This window comes from Tessaracoccus sp. SD287, from assembly GCF_017355265.1.
Classification (GTDB): domain Bacteria; phylum Actinomycetota; class Actinomycetes; order Propionibacteriales; family Propionibacteriaceae; genus Aestuariimicrobium.
On the sequence record NZ_JADIJQ010000006.1, the window covers coordinates 13,361 to 34,492 of the forward strand.

Here is a 21,132-nt window from a genome sequence, read left to right on the forward strand (position 1 = left end):
GTTTCGTTGCATTATCACGGCGAAATCTTGGTCACGGCGAAATCTTCGACGTGGTGACCAGCTCGACGCCCCACCAGGCACTGGCCACGCTCGCCACGGCGCAGCAGCTGATGAGCAGTGGCCGCAGCAGCCACCGTCCTCGCCCCCGGGCCCAGGCCCACGACACCGCCAGCGCCACCGGCAGGACCAGCCCGAAGGCCGGCAGCAGGTAGCGCTCCCGGGAATGGAAGTAGGTCTGGGTGGCGGCCATCATCAGCCAGGTCACCGCGGCATGCACGGCCACCGGCCACCACCCCGGGCGTCGCCAGGCGATCAGCAGCAGCGCCACCAGCAGCATCGTCCAGACCGGCAGCGTCCAGGCCACCGCCGTGGTGGTCTCATACCCGGTCGGCTGCTCGGTGGTCAGGGCTGCGCGCCACAGCCGCCAGGTCGTCGTCACGGGCCCCATCCGCAGGTTCCAGCGCTCCTGGATGTCGCCGTACCCGGCGAGGCTGCCGGTGCGCCAGGCCACGTGGGCGAAGGCCAGGGCCAACCCGGACGTGGACAGCAGTCCGGCCCCGATGATGGTGACCCGTGCGGTGCCCACCCGGTGGCGGGTGGCCGGCAGCAGGCTGAGCGCCAGCAACACCAGCAGGTAACCACCGACGGCGGCCAGGGTGGCGGCACCGGTGGGGCGGGTGAACCCGGCCAGCGCACACAACAGCCCGGCCAGCCAGTAGCGGCGCTGCACCAGGGCGTAGCACGACCAGGCCGTCAACGCCGTGAACAGTCCCTCGGAATAGGGCATCACCTGCAGGAAGCTGCGCGGCAGCAGTCCCCAGCCCAGGGCCAGGGCGACACCGACGGCGCGGTTGGCCAACCGGACGCCCAGGGCGAACAGTCCCCAGGCCGCAGCCAGGCTGCCGAGCAGGGAGACGGCCAGCAGGGCATGGGCCACGTCGAGACCCGGCGCCAGCGCGAGCAGGCGTCCGGCCAGCGGGTAGAGCGGGAAGAACGCCAGGTTGGAGTTGATCTCGTGGCCGGCCGCGTCATAGGCGGGGTAGTGGTAGCCCTCAACGGCGATCTCCAGGTAGCGCGGACCGTCCCACTGGAACATGTCGGCCAGATAACCCCGCTCGGTGGTGGCGACCAGCAGAGCCAGGAAGAGCAGTTTCTGCAGGAAGAACAGCGCTAGCACCCACCACACCTGTCGCAGGCCCACGCGGGGTCGGGCGGGCACGGGCATCAGCAGTCCTGGTGGTCGCAGGGGCGGGGTGCTGCCAATCTAGACGACCCACCCGGACCGCCCATGACCGCCGGGCCGAGCCAAGGATGCTGGACGGATTCGGCCCCATCCCGTCGTCGGGGCGAACTGAATGATCAGATGAGGACATGACGATCACCGACAGCGACCTGGCGGGACGGGTCCGTGCCGCCCTGGTCACCGAGAGCCCGCTGCAGGAGGTGCCCATGTTCGGCGGCCTGGCCTTCATGGTGAACGAGCGGCTGATGGTCTCGGTCGGCGCTGACGCGACGCTGCTGGTTCGCATCGACCCGGCCCGCAGCGAGCAGTTGCTGCGTGAGCGTGGCGAGGCTCGACTGGCCGAGATGGGTGGACGGACGATGGGTCCGGCGTGGTTGCGGATCGACGCCGAGGCGATCGCCGGCGATGAGTTCCTGAACTTCTGGATCGCCGAAGCCCGCGCCTTCAACGCCAAGGCGTGAGCCATCGGGACGGCGGCCAAGTCTCGTGGGCTTGTGTCACCGGCGTTTGCTGCATCGAGCGCGGACGGTGGGGCTTCCCATCGCCCCACCGAGGCCAGCGGTCTCAGTTGTCGTCGCCGATGCCTGCCTCTTCGAAGGTGGCCATCTCGACAAGTATTTTCGCCGACGCCTGCACCATCGGCAGGGCGAGTGCGGCACCGGTTCCTTCACCCAGACGCAGCCCAAGGTCGACCAGTGACTCGAGCCCCAGATGCTGGACAGCGGTGCGGATACCGGGCTCGACGCCGGCGTGGCCGGAGATCAGGTAGCCGCGCACATCCTCGTTGAGGCCCACGGCCACACAAGCGGCCGAGCAGGCGATGACGCCGTCCAGGATGACCGGTACCTTGCGAGCAGCACCAGCCAGGATGAAGCCCGCCAGGGCGGCATGCTCGAGGCCGCCGACGGCGGCCAGGACCCCCAGGGGGTCGGAGGCGTCGGGCTGGTGCAGTTGTAGGGCGCGTTCGATGATCTCGGTCTTGTGGGCCAGCATGTCGTCGTTCGCTCCAGCACCCCGACCGGTGACGGCGGCGACCTCGGCGCGGGAGAAGACCGCGATGAGGGCACTGGAGGGAGTGGTGTTGCCAATGCCCATCTCGCCGGTCATCAGGCAGGCGGCGCCGGCGTCGAGTGCCTGCTGCGCGGTCGCGATGCCGACCTCGAGGGCGGCGACAGCCTCCTCGCGGGTCATGGCGGGCTCGACCGAGAGGTCAGCGGTGCCCTTGCGAACGTTCATCCGGCGGATGAGGGGCTGGTCAGGGTAATCGCCCGCGACGCCGACGTCGGTGAGCAGCGTGGTGGCACCGGCGTGGCGGGACAACACGTTGATGGCAGCACCGCCAGCCGCCATGTTCATCAGCATGCCGACGGTGATGTCCTGGGGCCAAGGGCTGACTCCTTGCGCGCAGACGCCATGGTCGCCGGCGAACACCCCGACGACGGCCGGTTCGGGCACCGGCGGCGGACAGGTGCCGGCGATGCCGGCCAGCTTGATGCCGACCCGTTCGAGGACGCCCAGGGAACCGGGCACTTTGGTCAACTGGTCCTGTCGCTGCGTGGCTGCTGTCATGGCGGCGGCGTCGACGGGAGTGATGGCATCGAGGGTCTGCTGGAGCAGAGACACGAACATGGGTGTGGCCTTTCGATGGTTGGATGGCGTCATGATCTTGGTGTTGGGGGGGACGGTGGAGGGCCGGCGGCTGGCCGCTGGCCTGGCGGCTGACGGGTATGCCGTGCTGCTCTCACTCGGCGGGCGCACCGCGAACCCACGCCTGCCCGAGGGCGTGGAGGTGCGATGCGGCGGATTTGGCGGCGCCGAGGGTCTGGCGACCTTCTTGCGTGAGCATGACTGTCGCGTCGTCGCCGATGCCACCCACCCGTTCGCCGAGGCGATCACGGCCAACGCGGCCCAGGCCTGCGTCGCCGCTGACGCCGCGTTGGTGCGCCTGGAGCGGCCGAGTTGGGCCGACCACCCCAACGCTGCCGGGTGGAGCTGGGTCGACGGACATGCCGCTGCGGCGGCACGCGCTCGCAGTCTGGGCCAGCGGGTCCTGCTCACGGTGGGTCGCCAGCACACGTTGGACTACGTCGACGAACTGGGTGGCAGCTTCGTCCTCGCTCGCGTCGCGGAAGCCCCGCAGGGCACCCTGCCTGACGCCTGGCGTCTCGTCGAGGCCCGGGGGCCGTTCATCCTGTCCGACGAGGTGGCGCTGATGCGCGAACACCGCATCGACGTGCTGGTGACCAAGGACGCCGGCGGGGTGGCCACCGAGGCCAAACTGGACGCCGCGCGCCGGTGTGGGGCGCACGTCGTGATGCTGCGACGCCCCTCGTCCCAGCCGGAAGGCACCACTGTCATGTCCGTGGACGAGGCGTTGGTGGCGGTGAAGGGACTCGCTCATGAAGCGGGCATGGTCAGGTGCCCGCCTGCCACCTGACCAACGACCACGATGGCGGGGGGTCGGATGCCCTTGTCGCGGGCCATCGTCGCCACGTCGCCCAAGGTGCTGAAGTGGGCCTCCTGGTCGGGAAGTGAGCCTTCGACGAGGATGGCGGCCGGAGTGTCCGGCGCCAGCCCGGAGTCGATCAGGCATGCCGTGATCTCCGGCAGGTATTTCACCGCCATCAACAGCACGAGCGTCGTATTGGAGGTGGCCAACGAGGGCCAGTCGACACTGCTGCGCTCATCCCCGGGCGGCACGTGGCCCGAGACGACGGTGAACCCCTGCACCAGTGAGCGGTGGGTGACGGGTACCCCGGCCAGGGCCGGCACCGACACCGACGAGGTGACACCCGGGATCACCCGCACCGGGACACCCGCCTCGGCGCAGGCGATCCACTCCTCACCGCCGCGTCCGAAGACGTACGGGTCACCGCCCTTCAACCGGACGACCTTCCGGCCGGCCTCGGCCTGGTCGATGAGGATGCGATTGATGCGTTCTTGTGGGGTGAAGGCGCCACGCGGGATCTTCCCGACGTTGATCAGTTCGACGTGTTCGGGCAGGTCGTCCAGCAACGAGATGGGTCCGAGGCGGTCGTGGACGATGACGTCGGCCTGCTGAAGGGCTCGCAGTCCGGCGACCGTGATCAGGTCAGGGTCGCCCGGGCCGCCCCCGACGAGGATGACTTCGCCAGCGGCTATAGGCTTCATGATTCTTCCTTGAGGGTGATGAGGGCAGCGACCAGCGCCTGGTGCTGGTCGGGGGTTCGGACGGCCAGGCGCAGCCATGTGGGACCGAGGCCGGGGAAGGTTTCGCCACGGCGCACGGCGAATCCGCGATCTGCCAGGGCTTGCCGCAGGGATGTCGTGGAGAGCGGATGGGTGTCAACCAGCACGAAGGGGGCACGGCCCGGCACGGGTGCCAGCCCGATCGACTCCAACCGGGCCACCAGGTCGGCGCGGAGGAGGACTGTGGCCTCGGCCAGGGCAGTCGCCTCTCGGACGGCGCCCGGTCGCAGGCACGCCACCATTGCCATCGCCGCCGGCGTCGACACCGACCACGGGGGCTGCTGCTCGGCCAGGGCGCGCACCAGTGCGGGTTCGCCGACCACGTAGCCGGCCCGCAAGCCCGCCAGCGCCCACGTCTTCGTCAGCGAACGCAGCACCAGTTGGTGGGGCATGAGCGGTCCGATCAGGGTGCCGGGTTCACCGGGGACGGCGTCGAGGAAGGCCTCGTCGACCACCAGCACACCGGCATCCAGAGCCAGCAGGTCATCGCGGTGGTGCAGTACTCCGGTCGGGTTGGTGGGATTCCCGATGATGACCAGATCGGCTGGGGGCACGTCGACCGGACGCAGGGTGAAGTCGTCAGCTGCGCGCAGGACGTGCCGATCGGGGTGGCGTCCCGCCGTCCGCAGAGCCGCCTCTGGTTCGGTGAACTGGGGATGGATGACCAGGCTCGTCCCGGACACCGCGCGGGCGATCAAGGTGAACGCCTCCGCGGCACCGGCCACGGGCAGCACCATCTCAACGGGCACCCGGTGATGGTTGGCGATGGCCTGACGGGCGGCGGACGGGTCGGGATAGCTGGCCCAGTCGACGTCCTGGGTCAGCTCCTCAACCAGCCACGCGGGCGTGGCGGACCGGCGCACGTTGACGGCGAAGTCCACCAGCCCCGGGGCCACGTCGCGGTCGCCGTGGTGCCACAGGTCGGGTTCGCCGAGGGGCGGGCGAGCGGCAGCGTGGGCATGCACCGCCTCGGCGAAGCGTTGGGCGAGGTGCGGGTGCCCGGCCCAATGAATGTGCAGGTAGGACGCGTGGACGGTGCTGGTGGCGATGCCATCGGGGCGCCCGTCCAGCGACCACGCGGCGCCTTCCTCGGGGAAGGTGACCCGGGTGCGGTGGAATTCGTGGCCGGTGATGGTCTCGTCAGGTCGGCCGAGCAGGGTCGGCCGAGAAGTGGTGGCTCGCCGGTAGCCCATCGCCAGGCTCGGGGACATGACCGCGTCCGCCTGGAGCGCACCGACCATGTCGACGCCGTCGATCGAGTCACAGAGGTAGAGCAGACCGGCGCATTCGGCCACCGTCGGCAGGCCTGCATCAACGAGTTCGCGGATGTGCGAGCGCAGCGAGGCATTGCCCGACAGGTCGGCGGCGTGCACCTCCGGGAAGCCGCCGCCCAGCCACAGACCGTCAACCTCGGGCAGGTCCGTGTCGGTGGTCGGGTCGAAGACCACCGGCTCACATCCCGCCGCGCGGAGGAGTTCGTCGGTCTCGGGGTAACGGAAGGTGAAGGCGCGCCCCCCGGCGACCGCCACCCGCGGCCGGGCGTCACTGGGCGGAGTCACCACCCGCGTGGGGTCCCAAGGGGAGGCGTCCAGTGCAGGCGCGGTGGTGGCGAGAGCCAGGACGGCGTCCAGGTCGACATGGGCCGCGATGGCCGCCCCCATGGCGGCGATACCGGCGTCGTCGCGCTCCGCTGCGGGCACCAGTCCGAGGTGACGCGAGGGTGCGGTGATGCCGAGGTCACGTGGCAGCGCACCCAGGACGAGAATGTCGAGTTCGGCGACGGCGTCCCTGGCCTCTTGCTCGTGGCGAGGGCTGCCCACCTGGTTCAGGACCACCCCGCCGATCCGGGTGTCCGGATCGAAGGTGGCCATGCCTTTCACCAGCGCACCCACGCTTCGGGAGGTGTGGCGGATGTCGACGACCAGCAGCACGGGGGCGTTGATGAGGGTGGCCACATGGGCGGTGGAAGCCTCCCCGCGTGTCCCCAGACGTCCGTCGAACAGACCCATCACACCTTCGATGACGGCGATGTCGGCTCCGGCGGCCCCGTGGGCAAGCAGCGGGCCGACCAGGTCGGCCCCGCACAGCACGGGATCGAGGTTGCGGCCGGGACGACCGCAGGCGAGCGTGTGGTACCCCGGGTCGATGTAGTCGGGGCCCACCTTGAACGGCGCCACGACCTGCCCGCGGGCGGACAGGGCAGCCATCAGTCCGGTGGCGAGGGTGGTCTTTCCGTGCCCGGAGGCGGGCGCGGCGATGACGAGTCGGGGCAGCTTCACCATTCGATCCCGACCTGTCCTTTCTGGCCCTGGTCGAAGGGGTGTTTCTGCTTGCGCATCTCGGTGACGAGGTCTGCGAGGTCGAGCACCTCTTGTGGGCAGCGGCGTCCGGTGATGACGACGTGCTGCGTGCCGGGCCGGCCCTGGAGTGTGGTGATGACGTCGTCGACGTCCACCCATCCCCACGCCATCGGGTAGGTGAACTCGTCCAGCAGCCAGAAGCGGTGGCGTTCCTCGGCGATACCGGCGCGTACGTGCTCCCAGCCGGCGCGGGCCACCTCGGATGCCTCGTCGGTGTCGGTGGACCGTGCCCAGGACCAGCCGGTGCCCATCCGTTCCCACACCAGGCCGCCCGGCTCGTCGCTGCCGGGCGGGGTGAGGCGGGCCAACCCGGCGAAGGCGTCCTGCTCACCGGTCTGCCACGAGCCGGACTTCACGAACTGGTAGACGCCGATTGACCAGCCCTGGGCCCAGGCCCGCAGGGCCATGCCACAGGCGGCGGTGGTCTTGCCCTTGCCGTCCCCGGTGTGAACCGCCACGATGGGTCGCAGCCGGCGTTCCCGGGTGGTCAGGCCGTCGTCCGGGACGACCATTGGTCTGCCGTGCGTCATGATTCCCCCTTGGTGCCGACCCACTGGATGACGGTGCGGGCAGGGGTCCAACCGGTCAGGGACGCGAGCGGTTGGGCCAGTTCGACGTGCATCCTGCTGAGTTGTCCGCCCCAGCGGCGGTGAGCGGAGACGCACAGCAGTTCTGACTCGATGGTGATGCCGTGGACGACCATCCGCCCGCCGGGGCGCAGCGCGGTCATCGCCTGCTCCAACACCTCCATCGCCAGTCCGCCACCGATGAAGACGGCATCGGGGGTCGGCAGGTCAGTCAGCGACTCGGCCGCAGCCCCGTCGATGACGCGGACGGCGTCCTGGGTGAGCCGGGCGGCATTGGAACGGGCCCGCGCTGCCCGGTCGAGGTGGCGTTCAATGCCGATGGCGGTGGCGCCGTCTGCGGCGCGACACCACTCGATGGCGATCGACGCGGCGCCGGTGCCGATGTCCCACAACAGTTCGCCCGGACGCGGACGCAGGTGGGCCAGTGCCGTTGCTCGCACATGTCGCTTGGTGATCAGGCCGTCATGCTCGTACACGTCGTCGGGCAGGCCGGGGCTGCGCCCCAGGACGCTGCAATCGCGGTCGGTGATCATTGGTGGACTTTCAGGATGGCTGCCACATCGGTGGCGGTGCGGGGGAGCGGGTGGTGGGGTCTGATGCCGCAGGCTTCAAGCACGTCCACCTGCCAGGGGCGTCGTAGCCGGGCGGCGGCCAGCAGCCCTGTGTCGGTGAGCAGGGCAGTGGTGCCCTGGTGAACCTGGTGGTCGGCCACGATGGCCACCTCGTCGGCCCAGGCGAAGACCAGGTCCACGTCATGGGTGGCCAGGACGACGGTGCTGCTCAGGCCGGCCAGCGTCTGGAGGAGGTCGTGGACGCCGATGGGGTCGAGCCCGGCGGTGGGCTCGTCGAGCAGCAGCACGCGGGGATGCATGGCGACCGCGCCGGCGATGGCGACGCGCTTGCGCTCGCCGTAGCTGAGGTGATGGGTGGGACGATCGGCCAGGTGGGTGATGCCGAGCAGGCCGAGGGTCTCCTGGACGCGCGCTCGGGCTTCGGCCTGGTCCAGACCCAGGTTCAAGGGGCCGAAGGAGATGTCCTGGGTCACGTCGGCTGAGAAGAGCTGGTCATCGGGGTCCTGCAGGACGAGTTGGACCATGCGCCGGTGCTGGCGCAACGACGCCCGGTCCTGGCCCAGCGGAACGCCGTCGAGGAGGACCCGACCCGTGTCCGGGCGTAGGGCGCCCGACAGGCAGCGCAGCAGCGTGGTCTTGCCGGAACCGTTCGCGCCGAGCAGCGCCAGTCGACGGCCCCGAGTGATGATCAGGGAGGCGTCGTCGAGGACTGGCGGTCGGTCGGGGAACGAGGCGCTCAGGTGGTCTGCGGCCAACAGGTTCATGCCAGCGCCCCGCAGACTGCCCAGATCACGGCCAGACCCCCAACACTCACACTGACGAAGACCCAGTTGCGCGGACGATGGATGGCCAGGGTGTGCAGCGACTCCTCGTAGCCACGACCCTCGAGACCCGCCTGCATGCGGGTGGCGCGCTGCCAGGTCCCGATCAGGATGCTGCCGAGGGTGGCGGCGACAGTGGCCCAGCGGCGACGAAGGCTGGCCGTCTCGCCCAGGCGGGCGCGTTGCGCCTCGCGGATGGCGAGCGTGGTGGACAACAGCAGGAAGACCAGGCGATAGATCAAGGAGGCGATGTCGAGAAGGGCGTCGGGGATGTGCAGGCGCCGCGTCCAGGTGAGCACGTCAACCATCGGCGTGGTGGTGGCGAGCAGCAGGATCGCGAGGGTGCCCGACAGCCCGTGGCCCCACAACTCACCGGCGACCCGCAGGCCGGCGGTGGTGAGGTGCAAGTGACCGATGCCGACGCTCCAACCTGCGGGGGCGGCACCCCACTGCACGGCGATGGGGATGGTGCCGATCAGCAGGAAGCCGACTGGCGCCGCCGCCACCCAGGCCAGCAGGCGGGGGCGGATCTGTGCAGGGCCCAGCATCAGGAACACTGCCACGACACCCACCAGCAGGCTGCCGGGCCAGGCCGGGGTGAGCAGAGCCGTGAAGACCAGTCCGAGGCTCAGCAGAACCTTTTCGCTGACCCGATGACGTCGCCACGGGCTGTGCCAGGCGGCGTCATCGATGGCGGCGTGGTGGGTGCTCATTGGCGCTCAGGGTTTGCGACATCGGACTCGCCCACTGCTGAGTGGGGCAGACCGGACACGATCTGGTCCTGGGTGTGCGCTCGACGTCGGGCAGAAAAGGTGCCGAGGACGAAACCGAGCAGGCCCGCGCCCATGGCAGCCTGCATCGCGAACAGGCCGGACTCGACCTCGCCGCTGCCGGGCACCAGCAGTGACTCGAACCAGGGCTCGACGCCTTGTTCTTCGAGCATCCTGGTCACCGCGGCGTCAGTACCGCCGAAGGCCTCGTGACCGTCTGGGGGTTCCGGTGCCAGGACGAGACTGATGGAGAAGACCGCGACCAGCAGTGCCACCAGTAGCCCACCGATCACCCACTCACGCCTCGACATGGACGGGCTCCCGGCTACGCAGCACGCCGAGGCGCACCAACTCGGTGGGGGCAACCCGGCGCAGGAATCCGAACACCAGTATTCCCACGATGCCCTCGGCGATGGCGAGCGGCACCTGGGTGAACGCGAAGACCCCGAGGAACTTCGCCGCAGCGGCGCTGACGCCGCCCTGGGCATCGGGGTGGGCGATGGCCAGTTGCAGCGAGGTGACGGCATAGGTGACCAGGTTGGCGACGGCCATCGCGCAGAAGACCCCGAGCCACCACGGCGCCCGGACCGACTTCAGCAGCGCGTAGGCCAGGTATCCCACCCACGGGCCCGCGATGGCCATCGAGAAGACGTTGGCACCCAGCGTGGTCAGTCCGCCATGGGCCAGCAGCAGGGCCTGGAAGAGCAGCACGACGGTGCCCAGGAAAGCCATCACCGGTGGCTTGAAGAGGATCGTCCCGGCGCCGGTGCCGGTGGGGTGCGACGACGACCCCGTCACGGACGGAAGTTTGATGGCCGACAGCAGCAGGGTGAATGCTCCGGCAGCTGCCAACAGCAGCTTGTTCTCAGGGGATCCCTTGGAGCGCGCGACGACCTCACGTGAACCATGGATGACGAATGGGGCAGAAACCGCGAACCAGATGGCGCACTGGACAGGGGGCAGGAACCCCTCAGCAATATGCATGCTGGGACCCTTCTCGGGATGACGCGTCCCGGGCTGAAGAGGGTCCAGTTTCTGACTTTCGCTCGTCATGAGCGACCACAGTGGCGCGACCGTCCCGGATGTGAACCCCGGGTTCCTGGTGGCCCTCCAAATTGACTTGTTGCCACAGTCTTGCATTGCGTTTTGTCCACGATGAGGCAGGGTGCGGGAATGGGGGGTGCCGCCTGGCGCCGGTCAGCCGTCGCTTACGGTGGTGCGATGAATGATCACTACTTGAGGACTGGGCCCTCCATCTACGAGGAGTCGTTTCGCATCATCCGACATGAGGCGGACCTGGCCAGGTTCCCCGAGGATGTCGAGCGCGTGGTGGTCCGAATGGTGCATGCCGCGGGGGATCCGGGGGTCGCCGATGAGGTGGCATTCAGCGAGGGTGTGGTGCGTGCCGCGAACGTCGCCCTGCGTGCCGGGGCGCCGATTCTGTGCGACTCGTCGATGGTGGCCACGGGGATCATCACCTCGCGCCTGCCGGCCAACAATGAGGTGGTCTGTCACATCAAGGACCCCACGCTTGCGGCAGTGGCCGCCGAACGGAGCATCACCAAGACAATGGCTGCCGTCGACCTGTGGGTGCCCCGGCTGGAGGGCGCGGTGGTCGCCATCGGCAACGCTCCCACCGCATTGTTCCGGCTGCTCGAAGTGATCCGTCAGACGGGTGCGCGCCCTGCCGCGGTGGTCGGCATCCCGGTCGGGTTCGTGGGGGCAGCGGAGTCGAAGCAGGCGTTGGTGGACAGCGACCTCGACCTGGAGCACCTCGTGGTTCTCGGCCGACGTGGTGGCAGTGCGATGACGGTGGCCGCGGTGAACGCGATCGCCAGCATCGACGAGCGGATGAACACCTCCCGTCAGGAGGGCTGATGGGGGGCCGGCGGGGACAGTTGGCCAGTTCTGGGCTGCGTCCGGGCTGGACGACCGGTGCCTGCGCCACCGCCGCCGCCACCGCGGCGTGGGAAGCACTTCTCACCGGCAGCTTCCCTGACCCGGTCGAGGTGGACCTGCCCCAGGGACGCCGTCCCGCGTTCGCCCTGACCGTCGAATCCCGATCAGCCGACGAGGCAATGGCCGGGGTCACCAAGGACTCCGGAGATGACCCGGACGTGACCCACGGGGCCCTGGTCCGGGCGCGGGTGCGGCGTGGGGAGACTGGTACCGGCGTGACCTTCGTCGGCGGCCACGGCGTCGGCCGGGTGACGCTGCCCGGGCTTCCGCTCGAGGTGGGTGAGCCGGCGATCAACCCGGGCCCGCGGGCCATGATCTGCAACAACCTGGCCGCGATCTCGGCCCGGCTGGAGGTACCAGCGGATGTCGTGGTGGAGATCAGCGTTGACGACGGGGAGGAACTCGCCAGCCACACGTGGAACCCTCGCATCGGGATCCGCGGTGGAATCTCGATCCTCGGCACCACCGGGGTGGTCGTCCCCTACTCGTGCAGCGCCTGGATCGACAGCATCCGGCGCGGCGTCGACGTCGCCCGTGCGGCCGGTCTGGACCACCTCGCGGGCTGTACCGGCTCGACCTCGGAACGGGTGGCCGGGGAACTGTTCGACCTGCCCGAACTGGCTCTGCTCGACATGGGTGACTTCGTCGGTGCGGTGCTCAAGTACGTAGGACGACACCCCGTGGCACGGCTGTCGATCGTGGGTGGATTCGCCAAGCTCAGCAAACTGGCCAACGGCCACCTGGACCTGCACTCCCACCGCACCCGCATCGACACCAGCCAGTTGGCCCGCTTGGCCGCCCAGCACGGAGCCGACGACCACGTGATCGCAGCGATCACCACATCCACCACAGCCATGGGGGCCTGGCAGCTTGCGGACGCCGCCGGCCTACCCCTGGGCGACCTCGTGGCTGGTGCAGCCCACCGGGAGGCGATGGCCGTGCTCAAGGGTGCCCCCGTGGTAGTCGACATCCTCTGCCTCGACCGCTCCGGCAACGTCATCGGCCAGGCGTTCGGCTGAGCCCACCACTGGCACCAACCACGGAACGGCTCAGGCCTGCTCCTCGAGAAGATGGTGGATGCGGTCTCGCAGGGCCATGGATCCTCGCGGGTCGCGGTTGCTGATGACGGCGACGGTGGCACCGCCGACGCGGGAGGTGGCCGGTGTCCACGCCGAGCCGCCCCAGGCGTCGTCGGCCCGGACACAGAACGTGTGGCGCACCTCGGCGCCCTCGGCCACGCGGCGGTTGACCGCGGGGTTGTCGGTGGCGGCCATCACGTACCAGGTGCCGTCCAGGTCTGCGTCAACGAACTCACGCCGCTCCCAGTCGATGGCGCCGGTCAAGGCCAGGTCGGCGAGCGCAGGCGTCACCTGGGGTGCCACCAGTCGTACCTTGGCTCCCGCGTCGAGCAACCTCGGCACCCGCCGCTCGGCGACCGCGCCGCCACCAACGACCAGGACGGGACGGGCCTCCAGCAACAGGCCGCTCACATAGACGGGCGATCCGTCGCCGCGACGTGTGGGCCGCATCTCGAGGTAGCGGGCAGCCACCACTCCGGCGAGCTCATCGCAGTCACCGATCACGTCGGCGATCCGCACCTCGGCGTCGGGATGGGCGAGGGCCCACGCCGCGGTCTGTTCGCGGGTCCAGGTCCGCAGCCGGCCGGGGAACATCCAGTGGCCCATGACCAACAACTGCCGGGCGCCCCTGGCGTAGGCCTGGTCGAGTGCCTCGGGCAGCCGCGGGCCGGTGACCTGGATGAAGCACGGCACGACCTCTGCCCAGCCACCCACCTCGTAGTGCACTCGCGCCAACCGCACGTGGTCGGCGTTGGCCTCGGCGACCGCGGCACCCCGGCCACAGAAGACCAAGGTGGTGTCCTCGCGACTCCAATCGCCCAGCGCTTCGTCCAGGCGCTTGTTGACGGCCTGCTGCAGGGCGGGGTCGGGGCCAAGATGCCGGGCGTAGTCGACGTTGACGTGCGGGAACTCCGCGCGCGCCTCATCGATGAAACCGGGTATGTCGACGAGCACATGGTTTCCGGTACCCAGCATCAACGGCACCACCACCACCTGGGCCCGGCCGTGGGCCGCCCCGGTGTCGGTGGGTCCGTCGAGGCGGGCCATGGTGGTCCGTAACGCCTCGGTCACCGACGGCTCAGACAATTCGACGAACCCGACGCTGACGTCGGTGTCGGGCAGCATGCGCTGCACCCGCACGGCCAGGTCGCGAGCCACCTGCTCACCGGCGGCGTCGGGCTGGTGACTGTCGGGCTGGTGACTGTCGGGCTGGTGACTGTCGGGCTGGTGACTGTCGGGCTGGTGACTGTCGGGCTGACCGGTGCCGGGCATCCACTGGTAGTCGCGCGGGGTGACGATGCGCTGCTCGCCGCCGCCCGAGGTGACATACCGGGTGGTGGTCGAGCCGATGACCACCAACGAGTTCATGTCCACCCACTCCGGTTGGAACTCGGCCATGGTGCTCATCGTCGCCTTCTGTCGCTGGCGACAGGCGTTCTGCACCACGGCCACCGGGGTGCCCGGGTTCCGTTTGGCGCCGATGATCTCCAGCGCCCGCGGCAGGTGCCGGGTTCGGGTGCGGCTGCGGGGGTTGTACAGCACCGTCACCAGGTCTCCATCGGCGGCGGCCTGCAGGCGTTGCTCGATGGTCTCCCAACTGGTGTGCAGGTCCGACAACGAGATCGTGACGTGGTCGTGGCCCAGCGGGGCGCCGAGGATGGCTGAGACCGCGAGGCTGGCGGTGACGCCGGGGACGATGTCCACGTCGATTCCCTCGGTGCCCTGCTCGAGAACGGGGGAGGCCATCGCGTAGACCGCCGGGTCACCCCCGCAGACCAGGGCCACGTTCTCGCCGCGGCGGGCCGCGTCGATGGCGGCGGCCGTGCGGGCCTCCTCGGTGCCCATCTTCGAGGCCATGATGCGCGTCCCGGGTCGGGCGAGGTCGCGGATCTGCTTCACGTACGGACCGTAACCGACGATGAAGGTGGCCTGGCGCAGTCGATCCACGGCGCGGGGTGTCAGCAGGTCGCGCGCGCCGGGACCGAGGCCCACGACGCTGAGGCGGCCGCGGGCCGGCAGACGTCCGATGGCGCAGGTGGCGTCCTTGGTGCGTTGCTTGGGAACGATCAGTTCCGCCCCCCGGGCCAGCACCGACGCCTCGCTGACCGAGGGCGTGCCGACATGGCCCTGGACCAGCGCGCTCGGGGTGGGCACGGCCTGCTCGGCGAGTTCATCGGCGGGAAAGTCAACCAGCGGCACCCCGAGTTCGTGGACCAACTGCAGCAGTCCCAGTTCCCCGGCCTTGAGGTCGACGGTGGTGATCGCGCTGATCGATTCGAGGGCCAGGTCGTGTTCGGCCAGGGTCTGGTGCAGCAGCGAGCGCAGCGCCTCGACGGGAGTTCCGCGGTTGCAGCCCATGCCCACGACCAGGCTGCGCGGGTGCAGCACCACCGTGGGCAGGTCGGACGCGGGCACTGCGGCGCGATCGGTGACCAGGATGCGCGCCGATGGCTCCTCGACGTCCGGGGTGACATTCATGGGCAGCGGGGGCAGCGGCCACGGACAATCCTTGTCGACCCGGACGGGGCCGCCGTCGATGAGGATGCGAGTGACCCGGGCGACATCCCCAGCGTGCGCCCACCCCAGGGTGTCGAGCGCCGGCAGGTTCAGGGCATCGGTGGCGGTGGTGATCACCGCTGTGGCGCCCAAAGCGTCGCCGACCCGGTGGGCCAGGGCATTGGCGCCGCCGCCATGGCCGCCGACCAGTGGCACGGCGAACCGGCCCGCCTCGTCCACCACGACGACGCCCGGGTCGGACTTCTTGTCCGCCAGCAGGGGTGCGACCAGCCGGGTGGTCGCACCCAACGCCAGGTGACTGACGATGAGGTCACATTCGGCCCATGCACGAGCGACCAACGTCGCGGCGGGGCCGTCGTAGCGGCGGCTGGTCACCCCCAGTGCTCGGTCGATTTGGTCGGCGTGGCGACGTGCGGCGGGGGAGTTGACCAATTGGCCGATGATCTGGTGATGACCCGGCTGCCTGGCTGGTGTGCCGGCGACCAGACCCGGATCGTCGGGGTGACCGTCGAGGATCAGCACCACATTTGGCTCGGCGACGTCGGTCAGCGAACACGCTTGCTCGCCAGTGAGGATCCGAACGCACTCGTCGGACTCACCGAGTCGTTCGGCCAGCACGAAGGTCCGCTCGACGCCCTCGAGGGCCTGGGCAAGCTGGACGATGCCGGCGTCCGGCTCGGTCAGCACGGCCACCTTGGGGTGGGTGCGGGCGGCGGCGACGGCCTTGTGCAACGGCTTGCCGTGGGCTGAGACGACCACGGCGTCGTCCCACGGCAACGCGACGGCGGCGAACGCTGCGCTGACGGAGTTCACGGCCGGCCGGACGCTCACCCGGTGTCCGTCCTGACGGATGCGGCGCAGGATCCCGTGGAAACCGGGGTCTCCGCTCGCAATGACCAAAACGTCCTGGTCGGCGACCTGCCGGATTCGCTCGAGGGCCGGGGCCAGGGCACCGAGCACCACTTGGCGCTCTGGCTCGACGTCGAGCGCCTCGAGATGACGGCGCCCGCCCACCACCAGCGCGCAGCTGCGGGCCAGTTCCCGGGTGGTCTGGCTGAGCTCGCCGAGGTAGCCGTGTACGTGGATCACTGGGAGTCCTTCTGGGTGGGTGCGGCGCTGACGGGGCCCGCGCCGTGGTCGCGCAGGTGGCGCTGCGCCGTGGGGTCGGCCTTGCGGTACTCGTGTCGGAAACCGGGGTGGTACAGGTGGCTGCGGGTGCCCGGGTTCGTCTCAGCCAGTGCCGGGCCCACCAGGACGACGCTGTGCTTCCACAGTTTGTGCTCGCGCATCGTCGCCGACAGCGCCGACAGCGGGCAGCGCAACATCAGTTCGTCGGGCCAGCTGACCCGGAAGCCGACGATGCACGGGGTGTGCGGCGGGTAGCCGCCGGACAGCAATTCGTCCTGCAATTGCTTGTGACGGGCCGCCGACAGGTAGAGCGCCATGGTGGCGCCGTGGGCGGCGAACGAGCGCACCGTCTCCTTCGGGGGCATTGGGGTCCGGCCGCCCTCGAGTCGGGTGAGGATGAGCGACTGTGAAATCTCGGGGAGGGTGATTTCGGCGTTCATGCGGGCGGCGGCGGCGGAGAAGGCACTGACCCCGGGGATGGTCTCGATCTCGAGCCCAAGATCGCGACACATGGTCATCTGCTCGGCGATGGCACCGTAGATGGAGGGGTCGCCGGTGTGCACGCGGGCCACCTGCAGCCGGTCGGCGGCAGCGCGCCGGTAGTGCACGACGGTCTCCTCGAGCGCTTCGGAAGCGGAGTCGACGAGGGTCGCACTCGGCTTGGCCGTGGCCACGATGTCGGGATGGACCAGGCTGGATGCCCAGATGACGATGTCGGCCTCGGCGATGGCGCGGGCGCCACGCAGCGTGATCAGGTCGGCGGCGCCAGGCCCGGCACCCACGAAGGTGACCTTGCCCGCACGGGGTGTGGACGAGTCGCTGGTGGTCACAGTCTGCCCCCGGTGCTGGTGCGGCTGGCGGGGGCCAGGACTGTGCTCAGGTAGGGGGCCTGCTGGCCGTCGACCACGTCGCCCAGTTGCAGGATGTGCTCATCTTCCAGACCCAGTTGGACGCCGAGGACGGCGTCGCGCCCACGCGATCGGAGCAGTGCGACGACCTCGGGGAGGCGACGGCCGCTCTTGTAGACCACGACGGTGTCGATGAGGTCGGTGATGGTGGCGAGGGTGTCGAGTCCGGCCGTGGCGGGTACCAGGGCGAGGGTCTCGGTGCCCTCCACCAGCGGGGTGCCGCTCCGTGCGGCCAGGGCCTGCATGGCGGTGATACCGGGCACGAGGTCGACCCGCACCGAGGGCAGTCGTTCGCGCACGTGTGCGGCGAGGTAGGAGAACGTGGAGTAGACGCTGGGGTCGCCGATGGTCGCCAGGGCGACAGTGCGGGCGCCTGAAGCGAAGGCGGCGACCGCGGCCTCGGCCGAGTCCCACCAGGCCTGTCGGCGGCGGTCGCTGACCCCGGAGCGGTCTGCCATCGAGAACGGGACACGTTGGACCCGTGCCTCGGGGCAGGTGTCCAGGACGATGGTCTCGGCGCGGCCTGGGCCACCTGCCGATTCCTCGGTCGCGGGGACCAGGACGAGGTCTGCACGGCGCAGTTCGTTGAGCGCCTTCAGCGTCATCAATTCGGGGTCACCGGGTCCGACCCCGATGCCGATCAGCCGAAGCCCGGCTGCCGGCGTGGGTGTGACGGGTGGTGGTGCAAGGGCCATGTCTGCCTCCTGGGTGGCGCGCCCGAGGGTCGGAGTGCATGGGTCGAGTGTCTGACTCCCGTGCAGGCACGGTTACAGTGGCGGCACCGTCCCGGACTTGCACCGGGTTCCTCGCGGGGCCATGCACCGGTCATCCTTGCAGACGGCCTGTGGGGGGCTCGAGGGGGGTAGCACTTCAGCGGGCGAGCGCCAACAGGGCGTCGACGTCGACGGCCTGCTCGATCGCATCGGCGATCCCGTTGATCATGTGCTCGCGTCGCTCGGCGAAGCCGCGTGCCGTCGGGTCAGGGGTCCAGTCCCGGCCGGCGAGTGCTGCGATCGAGGTCAGCCACGCCCGACGGAAGTTGTCGCTCTCCAATGAGCCGTGCCACATGGTGCCCCAGACGCTGCCGACGTGGACGCCGCCCAGGAATTCCTCAGCATCGGCGTCGACGGCGCACCGACCATGATGAATCTCGTAGCCGTCCACGGGGTGACCCCGCCACTGCCCGCTGGCGCGGCGCAGCACCTTGTCAGGGTGAAAGGTGACGTCGGCGGGCAGTAGGCCGAGTGCGGCATGGTGGCCCTGGGACTCGACGCCGTCTTCGATGTGTCGGGCGAGCATCTGGAATCCACCGCAGATTCCCAGCACGGGCAGCCCGCGTTCGGCGCGCATGGTGATGGCGTCGTCCAGGCCGCGGCTGCGCAGCCAGGCCAGGTCGCTGGTGGTGGAGCGCGATCCCGGCAGCACTGCGAGGTCGGCTGCGAGGACCTCGGCGGGGTCGCTGGTGAGGATGACGTCCACCCCGGGTTCCTGGGCCAGCGCGTCCAGGTCGGTGGCGTTGGAGATCCGGGGGAAGGCGAGGGCCGCGACCCGGAGGGGAGTGGGCTGCCCGGGAATGCGTCGATTCACGGACTCGTCGCGCCAGCGGCCGAGGTCGAGGGAGTCCTCGCCATCGAGCCAGGCGCCGCGGATCCAGGGCAGCACTCCGAGGTTGGCCAGACCGGTACGCCGGCTGATCTCGGTCAGGCCGGGGTCCAGCACGGACTGGTCCCCTCGGAACTTGTTGATCAGGTAGCCCGCCATCAGGCGGCGGTCCTCCGCGTCGAGCAGAGCCCACGTCCCGAAGATGGAGGCCAGGACCCCCCCGCGGTCGATGTCCCCGACAAGCACCACCGGCAGGTCAAATCTCCTGGCCAGCCCCATGTTGGTGTAGTCGCCGGAGCGCAGGTTGATCTCAGCAGGGGAACCGGCACCCTCGCAGATGACCAATTCGTGGGCGTCGGCGAGTTCCCGATGCGCGGACCAGGCCGCCTCGGCGAGTTGCCGGCGGTCGGTGGCGTACTCGCCGGCTTCCAGCGTGCCTGCGGGTTGTCCGCGGACCACCACGAAGGCGGAGCGGTCGCTGCCCGGTTTGAGCAGGACGGGGTTCATCAGGGCCGAGGCCTCGACTCCGGCACCGATGGACTGCAGGTACTGGGCGCGCCCGATCTCGGATCCGTCCGGGCAGACCATCGAGTTGTTGCTCATGTTCTGGGCCTTGTACGGCACGACGTCGATACCCCGACGCCGCGCCAGTCGGCACAACCCGGTGACCACCAGCGACTTGCCCGCGTCCGAACTGGTGCCGGCCACCAGGAAACCTGTCATCGTCGTGCTCCTCCGGTCAGCAGTGTGAGGACGGCGGCTGTACCGACGGCCCCGGTGACGACGCCGACCAGTTGGGCTGCGCGCCGCAGTTCAGGTGCGTGGGGTCGGGGGCCCTCGCCGAGCAGGGGGCGCTCCTCGACCCGGCTGGAGTAGACGTTGCGACCGCCCAGTTGAACGCCGAGAGCACCCGCCCACGCGGATTCGCACCACCCACCGTTCGGGGATGGATGACGATGCGCGTCGCGGCGCATCATTGACCAGGCGTGCGACCGGTCCCCGCCGACAGTGCCGGCGAACAGGCACGCGGTCAGCCCCGTGACCCGCGCGGGGACCAGGTCCATGACGTCGTCGAGGCGTGCGCTGGCCGTGCCGAAGCGGCCATACCGCTCGTTGCGGCGCCCGACCATGGCGTCCAGGGTGTTCACGCACCGGTGGGTCATCATGCCGGGGATGCCCAGCACCGCCCCCCACAGGATGGAGGCGACGGCAGAGTCGGCGGTGTTCTCGGCCATCGACTCAACGGCCGCGCGGGCGAGTTCAGGTTCGTCCAGCCCTGCCGGGTCACGTCCGCACAGGTTGCCCAGGCGCGCCCGGGCCGCGAGCAGGTCGCCAGCCTCGAGGTGTTCGGCCATCAGGGTTCCCTCGCGGGCCAGACTGCGCGCCCCGACCACCGTCCAGGTGGTGAGCGCCGTGGCCAGCACGTGCAGCCACGGATGGCGGCGGGTGCAGCGCTCGAGCAGGACCCCCGCAGTGGCCATGGGGAGGGTGGTCACGGCGGTGAACCACAGTCCGCGCGCGCGCGAATCGGCCCACATCTGGGCTTCCGCCCAGGAGGCGGCGGTTCCGAACCAGGCGACGGGATGATGACGTCGCGGGTCACCCCACAGGGCGTCGGCGCCCAGCCCGATCGCCATCCCCACGGCGCGCGTGCGCCAAGGGGGCGGGTGGGGTGGGCTCGGCATGGGTCAGACGCTAGCAGTGGTACTCGCGGGTGATGACGGCGCAGTTGGTGATGGGGGACCAGGCGATCTCCCGGTGCGTTCGTCCCTCCAGCAGGGCAAGCAGCACCCGCAGCGTGTCACCGTGGGAGACCAGCATCACCCGCCCATGTCGATCGAAGCGGGTACGGAGTTCCGCCAGCAGGCGCTGCAGCCGCTGGTAGACGTCGGCCAAGGATTCCCCGCCGCCCCAGGCGACCTCCGCCATGTCGAGGCCCGCGGGGACAGGCTGTGGCATCAATTCCGAGGTCAACCGCCCCTCAAGTTCGCCGAGGGCCTGCTCGCGCAGGAGCGGGGTGGCCTGGGGGATCAGCCCGTGGGGTTCGGCCAGGAGCTCGGCGGTCTGCCGGGCGCGCAGCTGGTCGCTGGTCAGTATCGCGGTCAGGGTGGTGCCGGCCAACCTGACCGCAGCGTCACGGGCTTGAGCCAGTCCGAGTTCCGTGAGTGGCACGTCCATCGTCTGCCCCTGCAGGCGCCCCTCGGCGTTCCAGGTGGACTGCCCGTGCCGGACCAGGTGAAGGATCATCTCAGGGTCGGCAGCTGTGAGTCGGCGGTCAGCAGGCTCCGCAGGGGGCGTGGTAACGGTGTGGTGCACACCGTCTCCGGAGGAGGACTGGCGATGATCACAGAAGGGTCC

At 69.9% G+C, this 21,132-nt stretch carries 20 protein-coding genes and 1 riboswitch; of the genes, 4 read left to right on the forward strand and 16 right to left on the reverse strand.

What is annotated here, in order from left to right; translation table 11 throughout:
* Positions 1-31 precede the first annotated feature (31 nt).
* Positions 32-1,225, reverse strand: a complete 1,194-nt coding sequence (locus IPV09_RS03665; RefSeq protein WP_207473756.1) for a mannosyltransferase family protein — start codon at positions 1,223-1,225, stop codon at positions 32-34.
* 146 nt (positions 1,226-1,371) lie between these two features.
* On the opposite strand from IPV09_RS03665, the gene IPV09_RS03670 reads away from it, so the two are divergent.
* Entirely contained in the window at positions 1,372-1,704 is a 333-nt protein-coding gene (locus IPV09_RS03670) for a TfoX/Sxy family protein (RefSeq protein WP_207473757.1), read from the forward strand.
* Between the two features lie 103 nt (positions 1,705-1,807).
* On the opposite strand, the gene cobT is transcribed toward IPV09_RS03670, so the two are convergent.
* Positions 1,808-2,872 carry a nicotinate-nucleotide--dimethylbenzimidazole phosphoribosyltransferase gene (cobT, locus tag IPV09_RS03675; RefSeq protein WP_207473759.1) on the reverse strand — a complete coding sequence of 355 codons (1,065 nt, stop codon included), beginning with the start codon at positions 2,870-2,872 and terminating at the stop codon, positions 1,808-1,810.
* 31 nt (positions 2,873-2,903) lie between these two features.
* Between cobT and IPV09_RS03680 the strand changes: the two genes are divergently transcribed.
* Positions 2,904-3,680 (forward strand): cobalt-precorrin-6A reductase, encoded by a 777-nt coding sequence (locus tag IPV09_RS03680; RefSeq protein ID WP_242681202.1) that lies wholly within the window; start codon positions 2,904-2,906, stop codon positions 3,678-3,680.
* Here IPV09_RS03680 and cobA read toward each other — a convergent pair.
* From cobA to IPV09_RS03720, 8 genes are read right to left on the reverse strand one after another with little or no spacing between them, the layout of a single operon-like run.
* Positions 3,641-4,393 (reverse strand): uroporphyrinogen-III C-methyltransferase, encoded by a 753-nt coding sequence (cobA, locus tag IPV09_RS03685; protein WP_207473763.1) that lies wholly within the window; start codon positions 4,391-4,393, stop codon positions 3,641-3,643. The two genes, IPV09_RS03680 and cobA, sit on opposite strands and share 40 nt — an antisense overlap.
* The gene (locus IPV09_RS03690; RefSeq protein ID WP_242681203.1) at positions 4,390-6,753 is read right to left on the reverse strand and encodes a cobyrinate a,c-diamide synthase; all 2,364 of its coding nucleotides are present in this window, start codon (positions 6,751-6,753) and stop codon (positions 4,390-4,392) included. The genes cobA and IPV09_RS03690 overlap by 4 nt, the downstream gene beginning before the upstream one ends.
* The gene (gene cobO / locus IPV09_RS03695; protein WP_207473767.1) at positions 6,747-7,361 is read right to left on the reverse strand and encodes a cob(I)yrinic acid a,c-diamide adenosyltransferase; all 615 of its coding nucleotides are present in this window, start codon (positions 7,359-7,361) and stop codon (positions 6,747-6,749) included. Before cobO ends, IPV09_RS03690 begins: the two co-directional genes overlap by 7 nt.
* Positions 7,358-7,951 carry a precorrin-6Y C5,15-methyltransferase (decarboxylating) subunit CbiT gene (gene cbiT / locus IPV09_RS03700; RefSeq protein ID WP_207473768.1) on the reverse strand — a complete coding sequence of 198 codons (594 nt, stop codon included), beginning with the start codon at positions 7,949-7,951 and terminating at the stop codon, positions 7,358-7,360. Before cbiT ends, cobO begins: the two co-directional genes overlap by 4 nt.
* Positions 7,948-8,754, reverse strand: coding sequence for an energy-coupling factor ABC transporter ATP-binding protein (locus IPV09_RS03705; RefSeq protein WP_207473769.1), 807 nt, complete (start codon positions 8,752-8,754; stop codon positions 7,948-7,950). Before IPV09_RS03705 ends, cbiT begins: the two co-directional genes overlap by 4 nt.
* Positions 8,751-9,524 carry a cobalt ECF transporter T component CbiQ gene (cbiQ, locus tag IPV09_RS03710; protein WP_207473770.1) on the reverse strand — a complete coding sequence of 258 codons (774 nt, stop codon included), beginning with the start codon at positions 9,522-9,524 and terminating at the stop codon, positions 8,751-8,753. Before cbiQ ends, IPV09_RS03705 begins: the two co-directional genes overlap by 4 nt.
* Entirely contained in the window at positions 9,521-9,892 is a 372-nt protein-coding gene (locus IPV09_RS03715) for an energy-coupling factor ABC transporter substrate-binding protein (RefSeq protein WP_207473771.1), read from the reverse strand. The genes cbiQ and IPV09_RS03715 overlap by 4 nt, the downstream gene beginning before the upstream one ends.
* Entirely contained in the window at positions 9,879-10,565 is a 687-nt protein-coding gene (locus IPV09_RS03720; protein ID WP_207473772.1) for an energy-coupling factor ABC transporter permease, read from the reverse strand. Before IPV09_RS03720 ends, IPV09_RS03715 begins: the two co-directional genes overlap by 14 nt.
* 237 nt (positions 10,566-10,802) lie before the next feature.
* On the opposite strand from IPV09_RS03720, the gene IPV09_RS03725 reads away from it, so the two are divergent.
* Both IPV09_RS03725 and IPV09_RS03730 read left to right on the forward strand, forming a co-directional pair.
* Positions 10,803-11,459, forward strand: a complete 657-nt coding sequence (locus IPV09_RS03725) for a precorrin-8X methylmutase (protein ID WP_207473773.1) — start codon at positions 10,803-10,805, stop codon at positions 11,457-11,459.
* Entirely contained in the window at positions 11,459-12,559 is a 1,101-nt protein-coding gene (locus IPV09_RS03730) for a cobalt-precorrin-5B (C(1))-methyltransferase (RefSeq protein ID WP_207473775.1), read from the forward strand. The genes IPV09_RS03725 and IPV09_RS03730 overlap by 1 nt, the downstream gene beginning before the upstream one ends.
* A gap of 30 nt (positions 12,560-12,589) precedes the next feature.
* Here the strand turns inward: IPV09_RS03730 and cobJ are convergent, their stop codons facing one another.
* From cobJ to IPV09_RS03760, 6 genes are all read right to left on the reverse strand, one after another.
* The gene (gene cobJ / locus IPV09_RS14565; RefSeq protein ID WP_207473776.1) at positions 12,590-16,225 is read right to left on the reverse strand and encodes a precorrin-3B C(17)-methyltransferase; all 3,636 of its coding nucleotides are present in this window, start codon (positions 16,223-16,225) and stop codon (positions 12,590-12,592) included.
* Complete coding sequence (cobM, locus tag IPV09_RS03740; protein WP_207473777.1) at positions 16,222-17,094, reverse strand: precorrin-4 C(11)-methyltransferase; 873 nt, start codon at positions 17,092-17,094, stop codon at positions 16,222-16,224. The genes cobJ and cobM overlap by 4 nt, the downstream gene beginning before the upstream one ends.
* Positions 17,091-17,867: a precorrin-2 C(20)-methyltransferase gene (gene cobI / locus IPV09_RS03745; protein ID WP_207473778.1), complete on the reverse strand. Its 777-nt coding sequence runs from the start codon at positions 17,865-17,867 to the stop codon at positions 17,091-17,093. Before cobI ends, cobM begins: the two co-directional genes overlap by 4 nt.
* A 45-nt stretch (positions 17,868-17,912) precedes the next feature.
* Positions 17,913-17,980: riboswitch (cobalamin riboswitch) on the reverse strand.
* 62 nt (positions 17,981-18,042) lie between these two features.
* Positions 18,043-19,497, reverse strand: a complete 1,455-nt coding sequence (locus IPV09_RS03750; RefSeq protein ID WP_207473779.1) for a cobyric acid synthase — start codon at positions 19,495-19,497, stop codon at positions 18,043-18,045.
* Positions 19,494-20,459, reverse strand: a complete 966-nt coding sequence (locus tag IPV09_RS03755; protein WP_207473780.1) for a cobalamin biosynthesis protein — start codon at positions 20,457-20,459, stop codon at positions 19,494-19,496. Before IPV09_RS03755 ends, IPV09_RS03750 begins: the two co-directional genes overlap by 4 nt.
* A 10-nt stretch (positions 20,460-20,469) precedes the next feature.
* Positions 20,470-21,021 carry a histidine phosphatase family protein gene (locus IPV09_RS03760; RefSeq protein ID WP_207473781.1) on the reverse strand — a complete coding sequence of 184 codons (552 nt, stop codon included), beginning with the start codon at positions 21,019-21,021 and terminating at the stop codon, positions 20,470-20,472.
* Positions 21,022-21,132 lie beyond the last annotated feature (111 nt).